The 17,714-nt window shown below is 38.1% G+C and carries 14 protein-coding genes; 8 read left to right on the top strand and 6 right to left on the bottom strand.

Annotated features, from left to right (window positions below; genetic code table 11):
- Positions 1-332 precede the first annotated feature (332 nt).
- From F0342_RS10565 to F0342_RS10555, 3 genes are all read left to right on the top strand, one after another.
- Positions 333-629, top strand: a complete 297-nt coding sequence (locus F0342_RS10565; protein WP_149155896.1) for an antibiotic biosynthesis monooxygenase family protein — start codon at positions 333-335, stop codon at positions 627-629.
- The gene (locus F0342_RS10560) at positions 616-804 is read left to right on the top strand and encodes a hypothetical protein (RefSeq protein ID WP_188048492.1); all 189 of its coding nucleotides are present in this window, start codon (positions 616-618) and stop codon (positions 802-804) included. The genes F0342_RS10565 and F0342_RS10560 overlap by 14 nt, the downstream gene beginning before the upstream one ends.
- A 448-nt stretch (positions 805-1,252) precedes the next feature.
- Positions 1,253-1,540, top strand: coding sequence for a hypothetical protein (locus F0342_RS10555; protein ID WP_149155894.1), 288 nt, complete (start codon positions 1,253-1,255; stop codon positions 1,538-1,540).
- 43 nt (positions 1,541-1,583) lie between these two features.
- Here F0342_RS10555 and F0342_RS10550 read toward each other — a convergent pair whose 3' ends face one another.
- Positions 1,584-3,152, bottom strand: a complete 1,569-nt coding sequence (locus F0342_RS10550; protein WP_149155893.1) for an alkaline phosphatase family protein — start codon at positions 3,150-3,152, stop codon at positions 1,584-1,586.
- A gap of 856 nt (positions 3,153-4,008) precedes the next feature.
- Between F0342_RS10550 and F0342_RS10545 the strand changes: the two genes are divergently transcribed.
- The 5 genes from F0342_RS10545 to F0342_RS10525 all read left to right on the top strand — a co-directional run bounded on the left by F0342_RS10545 (position 4,009) and on the right by F0342_RS10525 (position 9,150).
- The gene (locus tag F0342_RS10545) at positions 4,009-4,605 is read left to right on the top strand and encodes a DUF1062 domain-containing protein (RefSeq protein WP_149155892.1); all 597 of its coding nucleotides are present in this window, start codon (positions 4,009-4,011) and stop codon (positions 4,603-4,605) included.
- 375 nt (positions 4,606-4,980) lie between these two features.
- Positions 4,981-5,457 carry an SRPBCC family protein gene (locus tag F0342_RS10540; RefSeq protein WP_149155891.1) on the top strand — a complete coding sequence of 159 codons (477 nt, stop codon included), beginning with the start codon at positions 4,981-4,983 and terminating at the stop codon, positions 5,455-5,457.
- Between the two features lie 1,186 nt (positions 5,458-6,643).
- Positions 6,644-8,011: an FAD-dependent oxidoreductase gene (locus F0342_RS10535; RefSeq protein ID WP_149155890.1), complete on the top strand. Its 1,368-nt coding sequence runs from the start codon at positions 6,644-6,646 to the stop codon at positions 8,009-8,011.
- A gap of 404 nt (positions 8,012-8,415) precedes the next feature.
- Positions 8,416-8,658, top strand: coding sequence for a DUF6429 family protein (locus F0342_RS10530; RefSeq protein WP_149155889.1), 243 nt, complete (start codon positions 8,416-8,418; stop codon positions 8,656-8,658).
- 132 nt (positions 8,659-8,790) lie between these two features.
- Positions 8,791-9,150 carry a hypothetical protein gene (locus tag F0342_RS10525; RefSeq protein ID WP_149155888.1) on the top strand — a complete coding sequence of 120 codons (360 nt, stop codon included), beginning with the start codon at positions 8,791-8,793 and terminating at the stop codon, positions 9,148-9,150.
- A gap of 890 nt (positions 9,151-10,040) precedes the next feature.
- On the opposite strand, the gene F0342_RS10520 is transcribed toward F0342_RS10525, so the two are convergent.
- The 5 genes from F0342_RS10520 to parE all read right to left on the bottom strand — a co-directional run bounded on the left by F0342_RS10520 (position 10,041) and on the right by parE (position 17,573).
- Positions 10,041-10,499 carry a staygreen family protein gene (locus F0342_RS10520; protein WP_149155887.1) on the bottom strand — a complete coding sequence of 153 codons (459 nt, stop codon included), beginning with the start codon at positions 10,497-10,499 and terminating at the stop codon, positions 10,041-10,043.
- A 65-nt stretch (positions 10,500-10,564) separates the two neighbouring features.
- Positions 10,565-11,332 (bottom strand): hypothetical protein, encoded by a 768-nt coding sequence (locus F0342_RS10515; protein WP_149155886.1) that lies wholly within the window; start codon positions 11,330-11,332, stop codon positions 10,565-10,567.
- 145 nt (positions 11,333-11,477) lie between these two features.
- Complete coding sequence (locus F0342_RS10510; protein WP_149155885.1) at positions 11,478-12,905, bottom strand: alanine/glycine:cation symporter family protein; 1,428 nt, start codon at positions 12,903-12,905, stop codon at positions 11,478-11,480.
- A gap of 255 nt (positions 12,906-13,160) precedes the next feature.
- On the bottom strand, positions 13,161-15,599 hold the full coding sequence (gene parC, locus F0342_RS10505; RefSeq protein ID WP_149155884.1) for a DNA topoisomerase IV subunit A: 2,439 nt from the start codon (positions 15,597-15,599) through the stop codon (positions 13,161-13,163).
- Between the two features lie 3 nt (positions 15,600-15,602).
- Positions 15,603-17,573 carry a DNA topoisomerase IV subunit B gene (gene parE / locus F0342_RS10500; RefSeq protein ID WP_316252599.1) on the bottom strand — a complete coding sequence of 657 codons (1,971 nt, stop codon included), beginning with the start codon at positions 17,571-17,573 and terminating at the stop codon, positions 15,603-15,605.
- Between the last annotated feature and the right edge of the window lie 141 nt (positions 17,574-17,714).

The raw sequence follows: 17,714 nt of genomic DNA, 5'->3' as shown, positions 1-17,714 counted from the left end.
TTATCATACCACCATCATGAAAAATCAATCCATATTTATTATCTCTTTTATTAAAAATGATTATTTTGTCAGAATATAGAAATTAATTTTTGTCCGTGGAGTGGCTCGAAATTATAATTTGTCGTTAAATTAAAAAGTGGTGACTAGGATGAAAAATTAAGGTTGCTGAAGTATTTTTTTTGATAACCCAGCGAATAGAAGCAGCTCAGTAGTTCCAAGGACGCATTTCTTGAATAGAGAAGGGCGTCTTTTAGAAAGCAATATTAATCACAAAAAGAAGAAATAGAGTGAAAAATATTCATTCTATAATTTGACACAGAGGGGTAGCTTTTATGATATTAGAAGGAGTCATGCTTCAAGTTAAAAAAGGTATGGAACAGGAATATGAAGAGGCATTTAGTAAAGCTTCTAAAATTATCTCATCGATGAATGGCTATATATCCCACGAATTACAACGTTGTATAGAAGCTGAGGGGAAATATTTATTATTAGTAAGGTGGGAAACTTTAGAAGATCATACAGTTGGATTTAGACAATCACACGAATATCAAGAATGGAAACATCAACTCCATCATTTCTATGACCCATTCCCGACAGTTGAACACTTTCAAAAAGTTGATCTTTCGTAAAAGTTTTACTTTACAAACGTTGGCGGAAATTGAGCATCTTCCGCAATCGGTCGCGTTTATTGAAGAACGCGTCCTTTTCCTGTATCGGGCAATAAAATTTGAAGATCAATACAAGGTCGATAAATGGATTAAAGGTGGTCGAGGAACTGGTAGCAGAATGGATTATCAGCCGTGATTACGATTTAAAATGTCTCCTCATTAGGTCGGTCAACGCGACTAAAAGTTTTATAAACCCACGTTCTTTTCTTCTGGATGGCTTCATCGTTCATTTTATTCGGCAATGTCTATATGAGGAAATTTACCTTTTAGAACTACGCTATCGGAAATGTTGGCTAAAATATTACCATGTCGAGGGAAGCTTGACACATACAAACGGTTACTTTATTTGAGCCCGACTAATTTTTCGTGCCTTGAAGGGGACCGTATCCAAACCTTTGAGGAGGAAGGTGAAATCCTGAAGGTGCTGGAGTTTTATTTTAAAAACCGGTAATGATGTTATGCAGATAATAAGGTGGAACCTTTATCCCTTTAATGTTTTACCAGTCATAATGACAGTGACTAGACAGATAATAAATTTGAAAGTCAAAGTAGAACTTTCTTAATCTAAACGAAGAGGTGTTTGTTTGAATAAATTATTATCGCTTTTCAATAGAAGAAAGAGATCTTCTTTCCTAAATATGTTTGGCAGAAAAAGAGCTAACAAAAGAATGGTTTGGGGATCGGTTTTGAGCCTTGCCATGAGTGCTGCTGCCTATGGTCTGAACAGAAGAAGCATGAACAGCAACATTGGACGTACGTTTCAGAATCTAGTGAACACTAATCCTTTAAGTGGAGCCAAGCCAAACCTGGCAGCAATTAACGAATTTGCGAATGAAATAGCTCCTGACAAGAATCAAATGCAGAATGAATAGTAGAAAGCTCATTCAGGAGAAAGCCCACTCAGGTGGGCTTTCTTTATCTTTGGATAATCTCAATAATCCAGTCTTTTAAATCAACGATTCTTAAGTTTTCAATACTTTTATTTGTTCCTGTCACTATGAGTGGAACCGTTGAATCTGCCTTGTGCATCGAGCCATGGGCACCTCCGCCGGAATGCTCCGGTGAACTTTCTCCTATGAATTCATATCCTGGTTTGGCATCCGTGATAAGAAAGCTGCCTTTTTGTGATTCTGCTGCTCCATATAGCCTTGCTAAAGCATCGGGGTAATTTCCAAAGCTGATTGTATTGTCTTTAATTTTCATATCGAGGATATCACTGTTTCCTTTTACGGACCATGACTGATGATATTGGTCCTTATAGGGGCCTTCTGGTTGAAATGACAGTTCCCCTTGATGATCAGGGGAAATTACTTTAATACCTTCGTTGTCCTTCCATGCTATCCAAGAAATACGTGACTCTTTTTGTAATATTTTCGCCATTTGCCGTAGCTGAATGTCCTCTTTAAGAATATAAAGATACGCCATCCGTTCATTTGCGGTGATAACAATTTCGTCTTTAGCCCGGACAGCTTCGCCTAGCTCCAATATGTTGTATTCAGAGAGTTCTTTTCTAAGGTCTATGAGAGCTTCTTTTTTATTTGATTTCACTAAGGACTGGTTGCTGTCACCCATAATAACCCACACAATGTTAGTGAGTGCATCGTTCCAATCAGGGAAGCTATTCAGAACGTTTTGGAGCTGCTTATCCACATCTTCTATTCCTTTAATCGCGGAAGGACCTTTTTTGTGTACAGTATAATCATTTTCCGGTAAATACAGGATTGTAAAGGAAGGTAAAGTGTTATTCTTAAAAAGGTATATCAACTCCTCTGCTGCAAAAGAATCATTCAGGCCAATTCGATTGACGATATGATTGTTTTCCTGATTCTCTCTGGAAAACAATCCTAATGACAGCGTTTCAGGGCCCTTGGTTTGTATTTCATCAGGCAGGTTGGTCACTGACGAAATGAAGGCCGGGACCTTCAGGGTATGAGGATAATTTCCACGGTAAATCAAAGCGTTTATAGAAGCAGTCTTTAAGCCTGCATTGTCCAGGTCTTCATGTATGGTTTTAACATTGCTACTCAAGTCTCGATTGTTATAGGCATAAAGACCGTTCCTTGCAAAATCAGAAACACCCAGCTTAAAGATTTCAAAAAATCCATTTCCATAAGTAATGATTCGTCTTTCTTTATCATTAAACCAGACAAGCCCTGGGATTTTATGCTGATCTGGATAAGTACCTGTAATTAAAGAACTGTCTATCGTGACCGACATTGTCGGATACGAACTTACCAGATCAGTGCTGTATTGGCCGTTCTTTTTAAAAAATTCCAGGGCGGGAGCTTTTCCGTCCTCAATTGCCTTTTTCAGCGATTTTTCCATTAATGAGTCAATAACGAGGAGAACCACTTTCGGATGGTATTGGCTTCCAGTTTGCAGAGGGAACGGTATCTTGGTATCCAGGGGCGAGACCTGGCTGCTGCCGGTACACCCGATAGCAAAAATAAGAAAAGAAAAAATTACTAATAAACGTTTTATCATGACTTCATCCCCAGTAATGGTTTGATTTCCTTTAACTCTTAGTATGAACAGATGAATTAAATTAATGAGTTATATAAATTAAAGGGAGGGTACTGTTCTATGGTTAAGAAAAAGTAATAAAAAAATCAGAAATAATTCCAGATATTCTTGAAGATTTTGACCGTTATCAATAGATAGCGATCTCCAGCTATTTTCATTGTTCCTTTATAGGGAGGTTGGTGGAATAAAGTGGTGAGTTAATGCAATAAGCCCCCCAAAAAATTAGGATTTAAAGATGGAGAAGAATTAATGGTTACAAGTCACGAGTCAAAGTTAAAAATAGTCCAGCTTAGCAAATATGACATTCCAGGTTTAATTGAGCTGTGTGAATCAGTTGGTTGGGATTATGATGAATATAAAATTGGCATAGTTATGTCATATTGATAAGGATTTATTTTTCGAAAGCCTCCTTACTCCAACTTTTTGAGGGAAAGGGCAAAAACCCCCCAAGATTGCAGTGAATATGTAGAATGGGGAGAATAAGCCAACAGTAAATCTCCTGAATGATAATAAAACAATGGTAATTATTGATAAAATAATGGTATACTAAAGATACAGGAGAAATCTGGAAGGTGGAATTGGGTTTGCCAACATACTTGTAATGGTTTAAGCAACTAAATAGTACATTTCTTTTTGAACATTAGTGTTCAATGACGGGAGAAGTGCGCCTATTTTTAACCATTACAGGGAACGCAGGATAGTCAGTTGTTTTAATTCCAGCGGGATACCTATATGGTATTCCGCTTTTTTAAATGGGAAATCTTTCTCCATTCAACCATTTTTTGCGTTCCTCTGAATAAATAGGAGGAACTGGTGTATGAGTTTAAATAATTTATTCACGTATGAGGTCATTGCTAAGGAAACCCCTTATATAAAACGAAATTGCAGTAAATGTAAAACGAACACAGAATTTTATTGTAGTGAGAAATTCAGGGTAAATGCGAATCAAAAAATAGTTGATATTTGGCTTATTTATAACTGTACACATTGTGAGGGAACTTGGAATTACCCCATTTTATCCAGAGTAAATATTAATAAAATTGACTCAATGCTCATTCAAAAGTTTATGAATAATGATAAAGAGACCATTTGGTACTATGCTTTTCAAGTCAACAAATTAAGAAAACTATGTAATGATGTAATTACAGATATACGATACGAGTTAAAAAAAGAAAAGCTCGATTCACGATCTAACAAGTTTACGATTAGACTTTGCTATAAATATGATTTTGGTCTTAGAATAGATAAACTTATAGCAGAAATTCTTGGCATTTCAAGGTCAAAAGTAAATAAACTGTCTCAGAATGGAACGATTTTACTAAATCCGAACATTAAGATGAAGAGCAATGTTATAGATGATTTACAAATTACAGTCAAAGGTGATTGGTACAAAGTTGATGCTTTGACATCATAATCTATTATCATTGCTAAGGCTATTCTCTAAGGGTACAGCTGAAGGCCGGGCAGCCGATCTTCACCTGTACCCTTATTCCATTATTGAGCAGTTTAGTGGAATAGTTCATTAATAGAATTTACTATCAACAAATATAACCAAACGTATATTCGTGTTGCGATAATATTATTAAAGTTAACTTGGGGGGAAATGCAAATAAAAAACATCAACATTAAAGAACGAACGGAACATTATAATCTAAACGGATTAAATATTATGGTACTATAAAAGAATGGAATAAATGGTTGATATTTTCCCGAGCTGAACAAACATTAATTTGTTTTTCTGAATTAGTAGCGGGAGAAACTTCAAGGATAAAGAAAAGGAGATGAAATGATGAATGAGTATGGTACATTACATGAATCAAACGGTCGTTATGCTTTAAGATTTGAACGATTTTCCCTTCAAAATCCAGAAGATGTTTTCCATGTCATAACAACTCCGAGTTACTTCACCCAATGGTACCCTTTTGCCACAGGAGAGATGGATGTCAGACTAGGGGGCAAAATTGACTTCGATGACGGAGAAGGAACAACATATAAGGCTACCATCACTGAGTTAGAAAAGCCATATTTATTTGGTTTCCGTGAAGAAGGTGATCTAGTGAACATATCTTTGCAGGAAGAGGATAAAGGTTCACGAATGATCTTCACCCACACTTTTGACGACGATTCATGGGTAGTTAATACCGCTGCAGGATGGCATCGGTGCTTGGATGTCCTTCACCAGATAGTCAACGGACATCCAGTGGAATGGAAAGATAATGCCTCTGAATTAAAGGAGTATTATCAGGAAGCTTTTAGAGCGAATTAATTAAACATATTGAATCAACCTTTAGAGACTAATTGGTATTAAAGGTGCTTATTTCATGCAAGTGCTTTAATTTAATATGAAAGATTGAAAGCCAGCATTAGGTGCTGGCTTTTTATCATACTTAATAAAGGGAGAGGTAGTAAAGAGATGCTTGATTTGACGGTTTACTCTGAGAAAGTAGAGACTTTATCTTGTATTAAAGTGCTCATCTAACGGGGGCGTTAGTTCAATAAGAACAATAATGCAAAAGAGGACTTTCAATTATTTTGGGGTACTCTTCTTTCTATATATATCAGCATTAAACTTTAACAGAGCATTTTAAAAAAGAATTGATGGAGCCATTCCACAGTAGGGACAAGCTTTAGCGTCTCCAGGGTCAGGTACAAATCAGTAAATGATTCTGAGTAACCTCGATCATGTCCTCTCTATTGGTGAATTATGATAGAATTGAAAATAATGGTATTTCTTTTTGTTCAAATTTGTTCGTTAAAGAAAGGTAATATTCTCAAAAAGGGGTTGATAAAGGAGAAGGTTTTATGATTACAAGTAATAAGTCAAAGTTAAAATTAGTCCAGTTTGACAAAACTGACGTCCCTGGTTTAATTGAGCTATCTGAAACAATCTGAATCAGTTGGATGGGATTATGATGAATATGAAATTGGTACAGTTATGTCGTTTGAAGTTCTTTTTAAGGGTAATAAAGGTCACTGGTTATTGTTCTTACAGGGATGGGCTGTTCTTTTAAGGAGTGGTATGAGGTAATACAAACTTTAAGTAAAACCTATAGAGTATTAGCGTTTCATCGGCAGGGACTGGGGCAAAGTGAGCTTGGGAATGGGATTCAAAATATAGCATCAACCGTTAGTGATTTAGCTGAAATACTCAATCACTTCAAAACGACGAGCCATTTTATTTGGAAAAGCCTTAACAAACCCTTATTCCGTTAAAGGGCCATATAATTGAATAACTTCTTGTTAAAATTTGGGGGATTTGAAATAATTGTTATTAAGTTAAAGGACAGTTTTTCAGGAGTAAAAAGAATCACCAGTTAATCAATAAAAGTGGATTTCTTTTGATCAATCTTTTTTACAAAATTGATTTTTTTTATTTGCTCTAAAATGAAGGTTTGCCGAGGAAGGGTTTTTAGAGAGAAATCGGATACTTATAGGAGATTGGAGGAAGAATCGTGATGGAAAAAGTAATAGTTATCGGAGGAAGCATTGCTGGGAAACTAGTTGCTAAAGCCCTGTCACATACCTTTCGACAAGTAATCATTGTGGAAGCTGGTCAAAGATGGAAAGAAAAAGCTCCTAGGAAGAGAGTGCCACAAAGCTATCATCCTCATGTCTTATTAAAAGGTGGAGAAGAAGCTATTGAGAAAATCTTTCCAAACCTTCTTGATCAATTAAAAGAAGGTGGGAGTGTTGTAAATAATTTTACAAGAGATTTGAAGTGGCATCATTTTGGGTTCTGGAAACAACGGTTTCCAGGAGAATTAGTTATGCTTCAACAAAGCCGCCCTATGTTAGAATGGCAATTACAACACCATATTGATCAAGTTTCCAATATTACAACCAGGTACGAAACAATGGCCGAGCAACTAATATTAGATCATCAACGTAATAAAATATCTGGAGTACAGGTACGTTCTCTGAAGACAAGAAGAGAAGAAGTCCTTCTTGCAGATATGGTTGTTGATGCTAGCGGGTTTGGATCAAAGAGTATAGAGTGGCTAAAATCATACGGTATTAAGGTTAGGGAAGAAAAGGTGTGGATTCAACTTTTTTATGCCACAAGACTCTTTCGTCTGAAAAATCGAGACCGTCCAGACTGGTGTAATCTTCTGATTTCTCCTAGTTTTCCTGAAAACCCTTACGGTGCATTTATTCAAACGATTGAAGATAATCGCTTCTCTGTTACCTTTAGTGGTTACGCCAATGAACGTGCGCCAAAAACAAATGAGGAATTTTTTGCTTATGCAAAAAGGTTACCCGTCACTGACGTTCTTCAATTTCTAGAACAAGTGGAGCCAGTTTCAGAGATGAAAATATATAATATTCCTTATCAGGTTCGTCGACGTTTTGACCTTGCAGATGTCCCCGAAGGTTTCCTGGTTGTTGGGGATGCTCACTGCCGCTTTGATCCGGTATTTGGGCAAGGGATATCTGTTGCTGCTATGGAAGCCTTAGAGTTACAGAGTTATTTTAAATATTATGCTTATTCCGATAAAGGGTTTACCAAAACATTTCATCAGAAAATTTCTAAGTTGATTGCAACACCATGGGAGATGGCAATTACAGAGGCATTTCGCCACCCCGATATTAATGGGAACAGATCCCTTATGCAGTCGTTTAAACAGTGGTATAGCAAAAAAGTATATCAGCTTTCGGCTTTTGATCCGGAAGTTTATCTCAGATTAATTAGAGTAATGAATTTAATTCGGCCCCCCTTCCACCTTTTCCACCCTAAAGTATGGTTTGCTATATTTGCCAACCGGAAGAAAAAGATTAAGAATCAAATAAATGCTAAGAAGCCAACATCCTATGAAAGATAAGCTTCGATATTGGATTACCTAGGGGAATTCATGCCCTAATAAACGCGGAATGACTTTACTTTCAAGTTTATATATAGCTAAGAGGGAAGTATTATAAGGTCAACCAGAAATATTTTCATATCTGGTTAACCTTATAATACGAACGAGGGCGGTTCTGCAATAAATGAAACGCTTATTCTTCTATAAAAAAATGATGAGACAATAAAAATAAGTTACATTTAATGTTAAGTCAAGTAAGAATAAAGGGCGGTTCTTAATGAAAAATCATATAAAGGTAATGGAAAAAAGATAGTGAAATCTTTTAAGAAACATTTTCAAGTAGAATGTTGTGCAGTTAAAGGCTGTTAAACAGAATATTAATTGGTTCAAAGCAGGCGTGAGTAAAAAGTAAAGGAGCTTTTAAATTGAAGGATCAAATTGACGAACTTACATTATTGCTCTTGTATTTAACTTCTTTTACAGATGATTATGGATTAGGGGAAGCACAAAGAAGTTGGAAGGGTTATCCTTTTGAATCGTTAAACGAACTAAGTGAGAATAAGTACATTATGGGAGGCAAACGATCAAAGTCTGTTTACCTAACTGATGATGGTATCAATCAAGCTAAAGAGTTGTTGAAAAAATATAATATTGTACACGAAAAGTGATATATAGTCCTTATTTGTAATATGCTAAAAAGCATGCGTAACCTGATGCAGGGTTACGCATGCTTTTGTGGAATAGATAAGTAAGCAGAATAATGAAGAGACGAACAAAAAGAAGTGGGGGGAAGTTTACATTTGAATAAAGGGTTAATGGATGGAAAACAAATCTTGCCAAAAGAAGTATTTGACCTTTCTACCACAATTCAAAGTCCTGGATCAGTTGAGCTGAAACTTCCTAAATTTGGTTTCTTTTGGTGGTTAAAAGATAATAAAGTTTTCTGTGACTATAATGAATTAGGAGCAGAATTACCAGAAGGGAGCTATCAAATACTTGGGGCTTCGGGTTGTGCTTGCCTTGTAATTCCTAAATATAATGCTGTTGCTGTAAGGATGTATAACAGTTTATACACATATGAGAATAAAAATTTTGATCACATAGAGGATATACAAACGTTTGGGAACTTGGTTGTAAAGGAAATTAAATTACAGCAATAACTGAAGAACAACAATTGATCTCTGGTTACTGCAGTTACTAGCTTATTCAACAATCGGGCAGCGATAAGCGATTACATACCTAATTAATTTGTAGTATGTAGGAACATTCTTTTCATTGACAAGTTTGTATGTAGGAAGTTTCTTTTCAATAAAATGTTATGATCTGTAATGAAATTTCTTTAAGCAGCAAGTAAGAGATGTAAAATAGAGGTTTTCTAGGGGGAGTATAAACTCTCTATCAAAAAAGCAAGCTCTTATGTAGGTGGATTCTTTTCATTAATGTAGGAAGATTCTTTTCAATGGACAAAAGTGGGGGTAAGAGTTATTGTTATGTTAAAGTTTGTTTATAGTTTACATAATATTTATTATCGGTACCTGAATAAAATAATCGATTTCTGTCTCGTATCACAAGTATACTGTTAACAATGAGACAAAAGAAAAAATAAGACACTTTACTTCAAGAATTAAATTTGGTTAATTCTATTCATTTATAATGGTTTATTAATCAGATCCTGAAATTTTTTCTCTCATGATCCATTCAGTCTGGTCATGCATCTAAATTTTTGTATTGGATATCAAATGTGAATTTGTATGTTTTTTTCGAATATCCATTATCTGATAATTTATTTAGTTGATTTTAATACTGTTTTGTTTTTTCTTCTTATATGTATCATTTCATTTGTTAGTTGCTGCGTTCATACTCACTTATTAGTTTACATAATATTATGTCATTATCTTAACTATCATTTCTAATTTATTAATCAGCTTAGTTAAACCCCGATTGAATCTACTCTCACTAAGCCCCTCTCTTAATAAATACTTGCAGTGAAGCTACATATAAATAAGCATAAAGAGTTCACATTGAGCCTGAACCTCTTTATGCTTAAGCACTATTTCAATAAATACTGTCTTGGTGTCCCGAAATAAAGCGTTTGCTGAAATTCCGGGAATACAGATTCAAAGCAGACGATGATGGGTGCATCCAAAAGCCATGGATAGTACGTGTAGAATCCCTTATCACCGTTCACCATTGCTGTTAATGCCAATGGCAGTTCCTTTTTGAAAATCATAAACCTTACGTTGGAAAGCTGTTGATCAAATTCTCCCCCACTCACATACACGGTTCCTGCAAGAGTGTATTGACCAAGGTCTCTTCTCCATTCTCCTAAAACTTCGTCCCTCATGGATGGATTGATCTTCTCCAAATCAAAGTGACAACCAACGCTTAAAAATAGTTCACCCGTCGTATCAGAATGAGTTAATGTGTACTTTCGATTATCAATGGGACTGAAGATTGAAGCTGGTGGCAAATACGTGACAGCTAGCTTTTCAGGCTTGAATTCACTCATGTGTAAGCCTCCTTTACAAAAATGGGCTTACAACAGAGTATGATAAAAGCCTAGAAATGGTTCAGCTATTTACTTGCTTTCCACTTTATCTTCATCAGGTTCCATTGATCATTCTCATAATACCAATAAGACGTCGCCGTTCCGATGCCATCAGCCTTATAGGCACCACTTATTTGCTGATAACCTTTTAATCCTTTACCAGGTTTGTCCATGATGTTCGTCGGCTCAAAAAATGCATATGGGAGAACCATTAATTCCATAGGTTCATTTAAGGTTCCGTCCTTGTATATCCCCAATCGATCATAGTCTTCTTTGCGGTCACGTAAATCGACTGTGTAGGATTGATTCGTATCCACAAATGAAATAGAAGCTTGGTAGTCATCTTCAAACTGGGCTTGAATCGTTAAGGGCTCAGGTAATCCAATATCGACCAGTTTATTATCTGCTAACGTATGGAGGGCTACATTATAAAGTCCACCACTTCCCCCTGTAGGAGATGAGTACAGCATATCCTTTATTCCATCGTGATTTAAATCAACGAATTGGATTTTCGGCTCATACCCACCTTCATAATCAATTCGAATCTTACTTCCTTCAGACGTTTGAATATCCGCCCAAATTTGTTTGAGAAACAGGGCATCAGGAGAAAATGGAATCGCCTTAAGCGTAATCGTATCCTTTTTACCATCGCCGGTTACATCTTTTTTATACACATTGACAGTCATTTCATTCACAGGCTGTTTTTCCAAAGGTTCATTGGAAAAATTTCCTGCAATGGCATGGAGGGACATAATAAAGAAAGCACCGAAAGCAAATAGTAATTCTTTTCTCATGATTTTCTCTCCTTTTTAGAAAATTATTCACTTTTATTTTCACCAAAGAAGGAAAATCTATGTAATGATTATCGTTTCTCTTCTCATCTTTCTCAGTCAGAAAAATGAAAAAGGACCAACCCCCGATAAGGTTGGTCCTTTCATGCTATTTTTGTTCTGAAGTCGTCTCAGGTTTTGCATCCCAGCTCTCAAGTCCTTTTAACCCTTTAATAGAGTTGGAGTAGAAAACAGGATCCTTACCTTGTCTCTTTTGTTCCCGGTAATCTTTTAGGGCAGATATCGCGATTTTAGCTAATAACGTGATGGCGATTAAGTTGATGATCGCCATGAGACCCATAAATAAATCTGCCAGGCTCCACACAATATCCAGTTTGACAACCGCTCCGAAAATCACCATGCCAAGAACGGCCATTCGGTATATGAATAGAGTGATCGGGCTGTATTTGATAAACTCGATATTGGTTTCCCCGTAGTAGTAGTTTCCGATAATCGAACTGAAGGCGAATAAGAATATAGCGACAGCGACAAATGTATCTGCCCATTCCCCTACATGGAAACTTAAGGCTGCCTGCGTCAATTGAATGCCATCGATCCCTGTGGTGTATTGGTCAGACAGGATGATCATGAAGGCTGTTGCTGTACAGATAAGCAGGGTATCTGTGAACACACCAAGAGTTTGGATAAGTCCTTGTTTTACGGGGTGAGTGACACCCGCAGAGGCAGCTGCGTTCGGCGCACTACCCATACCGGCTTCATTCGAGAATAAACCGCGTTTGATTCCCATCATGATGGCTGCCCCTACTCCGCCACTTGCTACTTCACGAATACCAAATGCGTTTTCAAAAATGATCGCAAACATATTTGGTAGCATGGAGATATTGGTGACTAGAATAAAGAATGCCAGAATCAAATATAGAACCGCCATGATCGGAACGACAATTTGAGTTACACTGGCAATTCTCTTCACCCCGCCGAAAATAACAAGAGCTGTTAACACGGCAAGAATGATACCAACAGTCATACGATCAATTGAATACGCTTCTTCCATTGCAAGAGAAATTGTATTGGATTGTACCGAGTTGAACACAAGGCCGAAACAGAATGTAATGATAACGGCAAACAGGATCCCCATCCAACGGGCATTTAATCCCTTTTCCATATAGTAAGCGGGACCACCGCGGTAGCCGTCTTTTCCGTCTTTCACTTTATAGATTTGTGCAAGTGTACTCTCAACGAAGCTTGTTGCCCCACCCAAAAGGGCAATCAGCCACATCCAGAATACGGCTCCTGGCCCACCGCCGGCAATCGCTGTTGCAACCCCGGCCAGATTACCAGTACCGACACGGGATGCGGTACTGATTGTGAAAGCCTGGAAGGAAGAAATGCCTCGTTTTCCCTCTGCTGAAATGGTGGTTTTATCTGTTAATAATCTTCCCATTTCTCCTAAGTAACGGAATTGTGCGAATTTTGTTCGTAATGAAAAGTATAAACCGAGACCGATAAGCGCCACAATCAGTATGTATGACCACATATAATCATTCAAGGTGCCTATTATACTTGTAAATAACTCCATATTTGTTCCCCCTAGATGTTTGTGTTTATGACAAATAATGTATGATCCTATGTATGTTTACCCCTTAAGACACTTCTATAATCTATCAAAAAACAGATATCTATTCAACTGATAAATTCATATTGTTGAAATAATATTAATTGTTGTACAATTTTTTACGGGTATTGTACAACAATTTCGAATGAATATACATACATTATTCGTTTTTCGAAATAAAAAACGACCAGAAATAACTCTGGTCGTTTCTCTGAGTGGCTATTCTTTTGTTTCGGGTAGTAGTGATTCTGCCCACGTTTCACAAACAGATCCGCTAACCCCTTCATCAATCACAAATGATCCATTTGAATAACGGTCATTAGGTCTAAGATCTGAAAGGAGCACTTCTTCTGTTTTTCCCTTTTTCGTGATCAGGCCTACCATATCTGTATCTTTAACCACTTCTATTCTTACCACACGATGTGGGTTTGATTTCAATTCCCGCAGCATGATGACTCCACGTTTGGCACGGGATGTCTTTTCGAATTCGGCTAATTTCATTTTCTTTACAGCCCCTCGCTGGGTTGCTAAGAAAATGTAATCCTTCACTGGGTCTTTAACGATCTTACCAGACACAACATAATCTTCATCTTTAAGGTTAATCCCTTTTACACCAGCTGCCCGTGGTCCGACGATGTTCACATCTTCCTCGGAAAACCAAAGACCATAGCTTAAGTGTGTAGCGATGAATATATCATAGGAACCATCGGTTAAGTGTACATCGACCAACTGATCGTCTCCTTTTAAATTAATTCCTACAAGAGGACGGGAGTAGCGCTGTGCTTTGTACTGGGGAAGCTCAGATCTCTTGATCATTCCATTCTTCGTTACAAATAACAAATAATGGGATGGATTAAATTCTCTAATCGGTATCGCTTTTAGAACCTGTTCATCGCGATCAATCGGCACGATGTTCCCAACGTGTTGACCAAGGTCTTTCCAGCGAATATCCGGGAGCTCATGTACAGGGCAATAGATGTAATTCCCTTTGTTTGTAAACACTAATAGTACATCCGTCGTATTCATCTCATACTGACCAAGGAGCCTGTCTGTTTCTTTCATGGCGAGATCTTGGCCGTTTGAAGCAGAATAAGAACGTAGACTAGTTCGTTTCATGTAACCATCACGGGTAACGGTAACCATGACATCCTCACTGGCGATCAGTACTTCAAGGTTGATTTTAATTTCTTCAATCTCATCCTCAATTTTAGTGCGACGAGCATCAGAGAACTGCTTTTTGATGCCTTTTAATTCTTTTTTGATTACACTGTAAAGTTTGTTTTCACTTTCCAGGATGGCAGTTAACTCAGCGATCGTTTTCGCTAATTCTTCAGCTTCTGCCTGCAGTGCAGTAATGTCTGTATTCGTTAAACGATATAATTGTAGGCTTACGATTGCTTCTGACTGTGCTTCAGTAAATTGAAATTGCTGAATTAAATTATCCTTCGCATCCCGTTTATCTTTCGAAGCACGAATCGTTGCTATAACTTGATCTAATATTGACAGAGCTTTCATTAAGCCTTCAACAATATGCTGGCGATCCTTCGCTTTATTTAGATCATGTCTGGTACGATTTGTCACTACTTCTTTTTGGTGATGAATATAAGCATCCAAAAGTTCACGCAGTCCCATTAGTTTAGGACGACGGTTATGTATCGCAACCATATTAAAGTTATAGGCGATTTGAAGATCACTGTTTTTATAGAGGTAGTTTAAGACGCCAGTAGCATCTGCATCTTTCTTTAACTCAATGACAATGCGCATTCCATCGCGGTCTGTTTCATCACGAACTTCTGCAATTCCTTCCACTTTGCGATCTACACGGAATTCATCCATTTTCTTGACAAGATTCGCTTTGTTTACCTCATAAGGAATTTCCGTTATGACGATTTGTTGTTTGCTTCCGCGGATGTTTTCAATATCCGCTTTTCCACGAACAACCACTTTACCTTTTCCGGTTTCGTAAGCTTTTTTAATGCCATCTACCCCTTGAATGATTCCTCCTGTTGGAAAATCAGGTCCTTTTAAGACCGTCATTAAATCATCCACCGTGCTTTGTGGCTTTTCCATACGCATGATTGTCGCATCAATGACTTCATCAAGGTGATGAGGTGGAATGTCAGTTGCATATCCTGCTGAGATACCAGTAGAACCGTTGACTAAAAGGTTCGGAAATCGTGACGGCAATACAGTTGGTTCACTGGATGTATCATCAAAATTTGGTACAAAGTCCACGGTTTTTTTATCGATATCACGCAAGAGCTCCATGGAGATAGCAGAAAGACGAGCCTCTGTATACCGCATGGCAGCAGGCGGATCTCCGTCGATGCTTCCGTTATTTCCGTGCATCTCGACTAAATATTTTCGCACTTTCCACGTTTGACTCATACGCACCATGGCATCATACACAGATGTATCACCATGAGGATGGTAGTTACCAATAACATTACCAACGGTTTTCGCTGATTTTCGGAACCCTTTTTCCTGGGTGTTACCATCCACGTACATGGCGTAAAGGATACGTCTTTGTACAGGCTTTAACCCGTCACGAGCATCAGGTAATGCACGCTCTTGGATAATGTATTTACTATAACGTCCAAATCGGTCGCCAAGTACCTCTTCCAGAGGTAAGTCTTGATATCTTTCTACAGTTGTCATGTATTACCCCTCCTCTGGGACCGTAATGTTTTCATTTTCAAGAATACTTCCATCTTCTTCTAACCCAAAGGCTACATTACTTTCAATCCATTTACGGCGCGGCTCTACTTTATCTCCCATAAGAGTCGTCACGCGACGCTCAGCCCGGGCAGCATCATCAATGCGGACACGGATCAGTGCACGTGTTTCAGGATCCATCGTCGTTTCCCACAGCTGATCGGCGTTCATTTCTCCAAGACCTTTATAGCGCTGGATCATATAGCCTTTGCCAACTTTAGAAATGGCTCCCTGAAGCTCTTCATCCGTCCATGCGTATTCAAGTTTTTGTTTCTTTCCTGCTCCTTTGCTTACTTTGTAGAGAGGAGGAAGTGCAATATAAACTTTCCCTGCTTCTAATAATGGTTTCATGTAGCGATAAAAGAAGGTTAAAAGCAGAACCTGGATATGGGCTCCATCTGTATCGGCATCGGTCATGATGACAATTTTGTCGTAATTGATGTCATCGACGTTGAATTCCGGACCGACTCCCCCACCGATCGCATGTATGATTGTATTGATTTCTTCGTTTTTGAAGATATCCTGAAGCTTGGCTTTTTCCGTATTGATGACTTTCCCCCGAAGTGGAAGAATAGCTTGGAATTTACGGTCACGACCTTGTTTCGCTGAACCTCCCGCAGAATCACCCTCCACAAGATAAAGCTCGTTACGCGCTGGATTTCTCGATTGAGCAGGTGTTAATTTACCAGATAGAACGGTTTCAGATCGCTTTCGTTTCTTCCCGTTACGCGCATCTTCCCTTGCCTTACGTGCTGCTTCCCGGGCTTGGGCGGCCTTAATGGATTTTTTAATAAGAAGGGAACTTGTATCGGGATTTTCTTCTAAGAAGTATAGAAGGTGCTCCGAAACAACTGCATCTACTGCTGAACGTGCTTCACTCGTACCAAGCTTTCCTTTCGTCTGCCCCTCAAATTGAAGGAGATGTTCTGGTATACGAACAGAAACGATACTGGCCAGGCCTTCACGAATGTCGGTCCCTTCAAGATTTTTGTCCCGATCTTTTAGAATTCCAACTTTTCGGGCGTACTCATTAAAGACACGGGTCATGGCTGTCTTTGCTCCGGCTTCGTGGGTACCTCCGTCTTTTGTACGAACATTGTTCACGAATGACAGAATGTTTTCAGAGAACCCGTCATTAAATTGAAAGGCGAACTCCACTTCGATGGTATTATTTTCTCCTTCAAAGAAAGCTACGTTATGAAGCACATCTTTTTCTTCGTTTAAGTATTGAACAAAGGCTTGGATCCCGCTCTCAAAATGAAAGACTTCCTTCTGATCTTGACGCTCATCAATGATTTCAATTTTTAATCCTTTAAGAAGGAATGCAGATTCCCTTAGACGTTCACATAGCGTTTCATAATTATAGGTGGTATTACTGAAAATCTCCGGATCAGGTTTGAAATGGATGCACGTTCCGGATTTTTTCGTTTTTCCGATTTTCTCAAGAGTGGTTTCCGGTTTTCCACCTTTTGTGAAACGCTGTTCATACTTCGTTCCATCTCTTTCAATCGTCACAACAAGCCATTCAGATAGGGCGTTTACGACTGAGGCACCTACACCATGCAATCCGCCACTGGTCTTATACCCCCCTTGTCCGAATTTCCCTCCTGCGTGCAGCACAGTCAAGATGACTTCAGGAGTGGGCTTGCCAAGCTTATGCATTCCAGTAGGCATCCCACGTCCTTTATCCTGCACTGAGATGCTATTATCTTTATGTATCGTAACAATAATCTCGTTTCCGAAGCCTGCTAATGCTTCATCCACCGAGTTATCGACAATTTCGTATACTAAATGATGCAATCCTTTTGAATCTGTAGAGCCTATATACATTCCAGGTCTCTTACGAACGGCTTCTAAACCTTCTAATACTTGAATGGCATCATCATTGTAATCCATGGTCTTATTCTGGTTGGCCACGAACATTCCCCTTTCAAAACTTCTCTAACCGTAAATGGTGCTTGTACGGTAGTATTGGTTATGTATATATTAACTATAACACAAGAACATTTGTTCGTTTACCTGTTTTGGTCATTTCTAAGGTAAACCACTATGCTATAT

Origin of the sequence: Bacillus sp. CH30_1T, from assembly GCF_008364765.1 — a bacterium.
Lineage (GTDB): Bacteria > Bacillota > Bacilli > Bacillales > Bacillaceae_B > Rossellomorea.
Note: the sequence above shows the minus strand (reverse complement) of the source record. Positions and strands in the feature narration are given on the sequence as shown.

Coding starts and splice junctions, on each gene's coding strand:
- parC (WP_149155884.1), bottom strand. CDS start 15,599: ATGACAACTGTAGAAAGATATCAAGACTTACCTCTGGAAGAGGTACTT.
- F0342_RS10510 (WP_149155885.1), bottom strand. CDS start 12,905: ATGGAGTTATTTACAAGTATAATAGGCACCTTGAATGATTATATGTGG.
- F0342_RS10520 (WP_149155887.1), bottom strand. CDS start 10,499: ATGAGTGAATTCAAGCCTGAAAAGCTAGCTGTCACGTATTTGCCACCA.
- F0342_RS10565 (WP_149155896.1), top strand. CDS start 333: ATGATATTAGAAGGAGTCATGCTTCAAGTTAAAAAAGGTATGGAACAG.
- F0342_RS10540 (WP_149155891.1), top strand. CDS start 4,981: ATGAATGAGTATGGTACATTACATGAATCAAACGGTCGTTATGCTTTA.
- F0342_RS10550 (WP_149155893.1), bottom strand. CDS start 3,152: ATGATAAAACGTTTATTAGTAATTTTTTCTTTTCTTATTTTTGCTATC.
- F0342_RS10545 (WP_149155892.1), top strand. CDS start 4,009: ATGAGTTTAAATAATTTATTCACGTATGAGGTCATTGCTAAGGAAACC.
- F0342_RS10515 (WP_149155886.1), bottom strand. CDS start 11,332: ATGAGAAAAGAATTACTATTTGCTTTCGGTGCTTTCTTTATTATGTCC.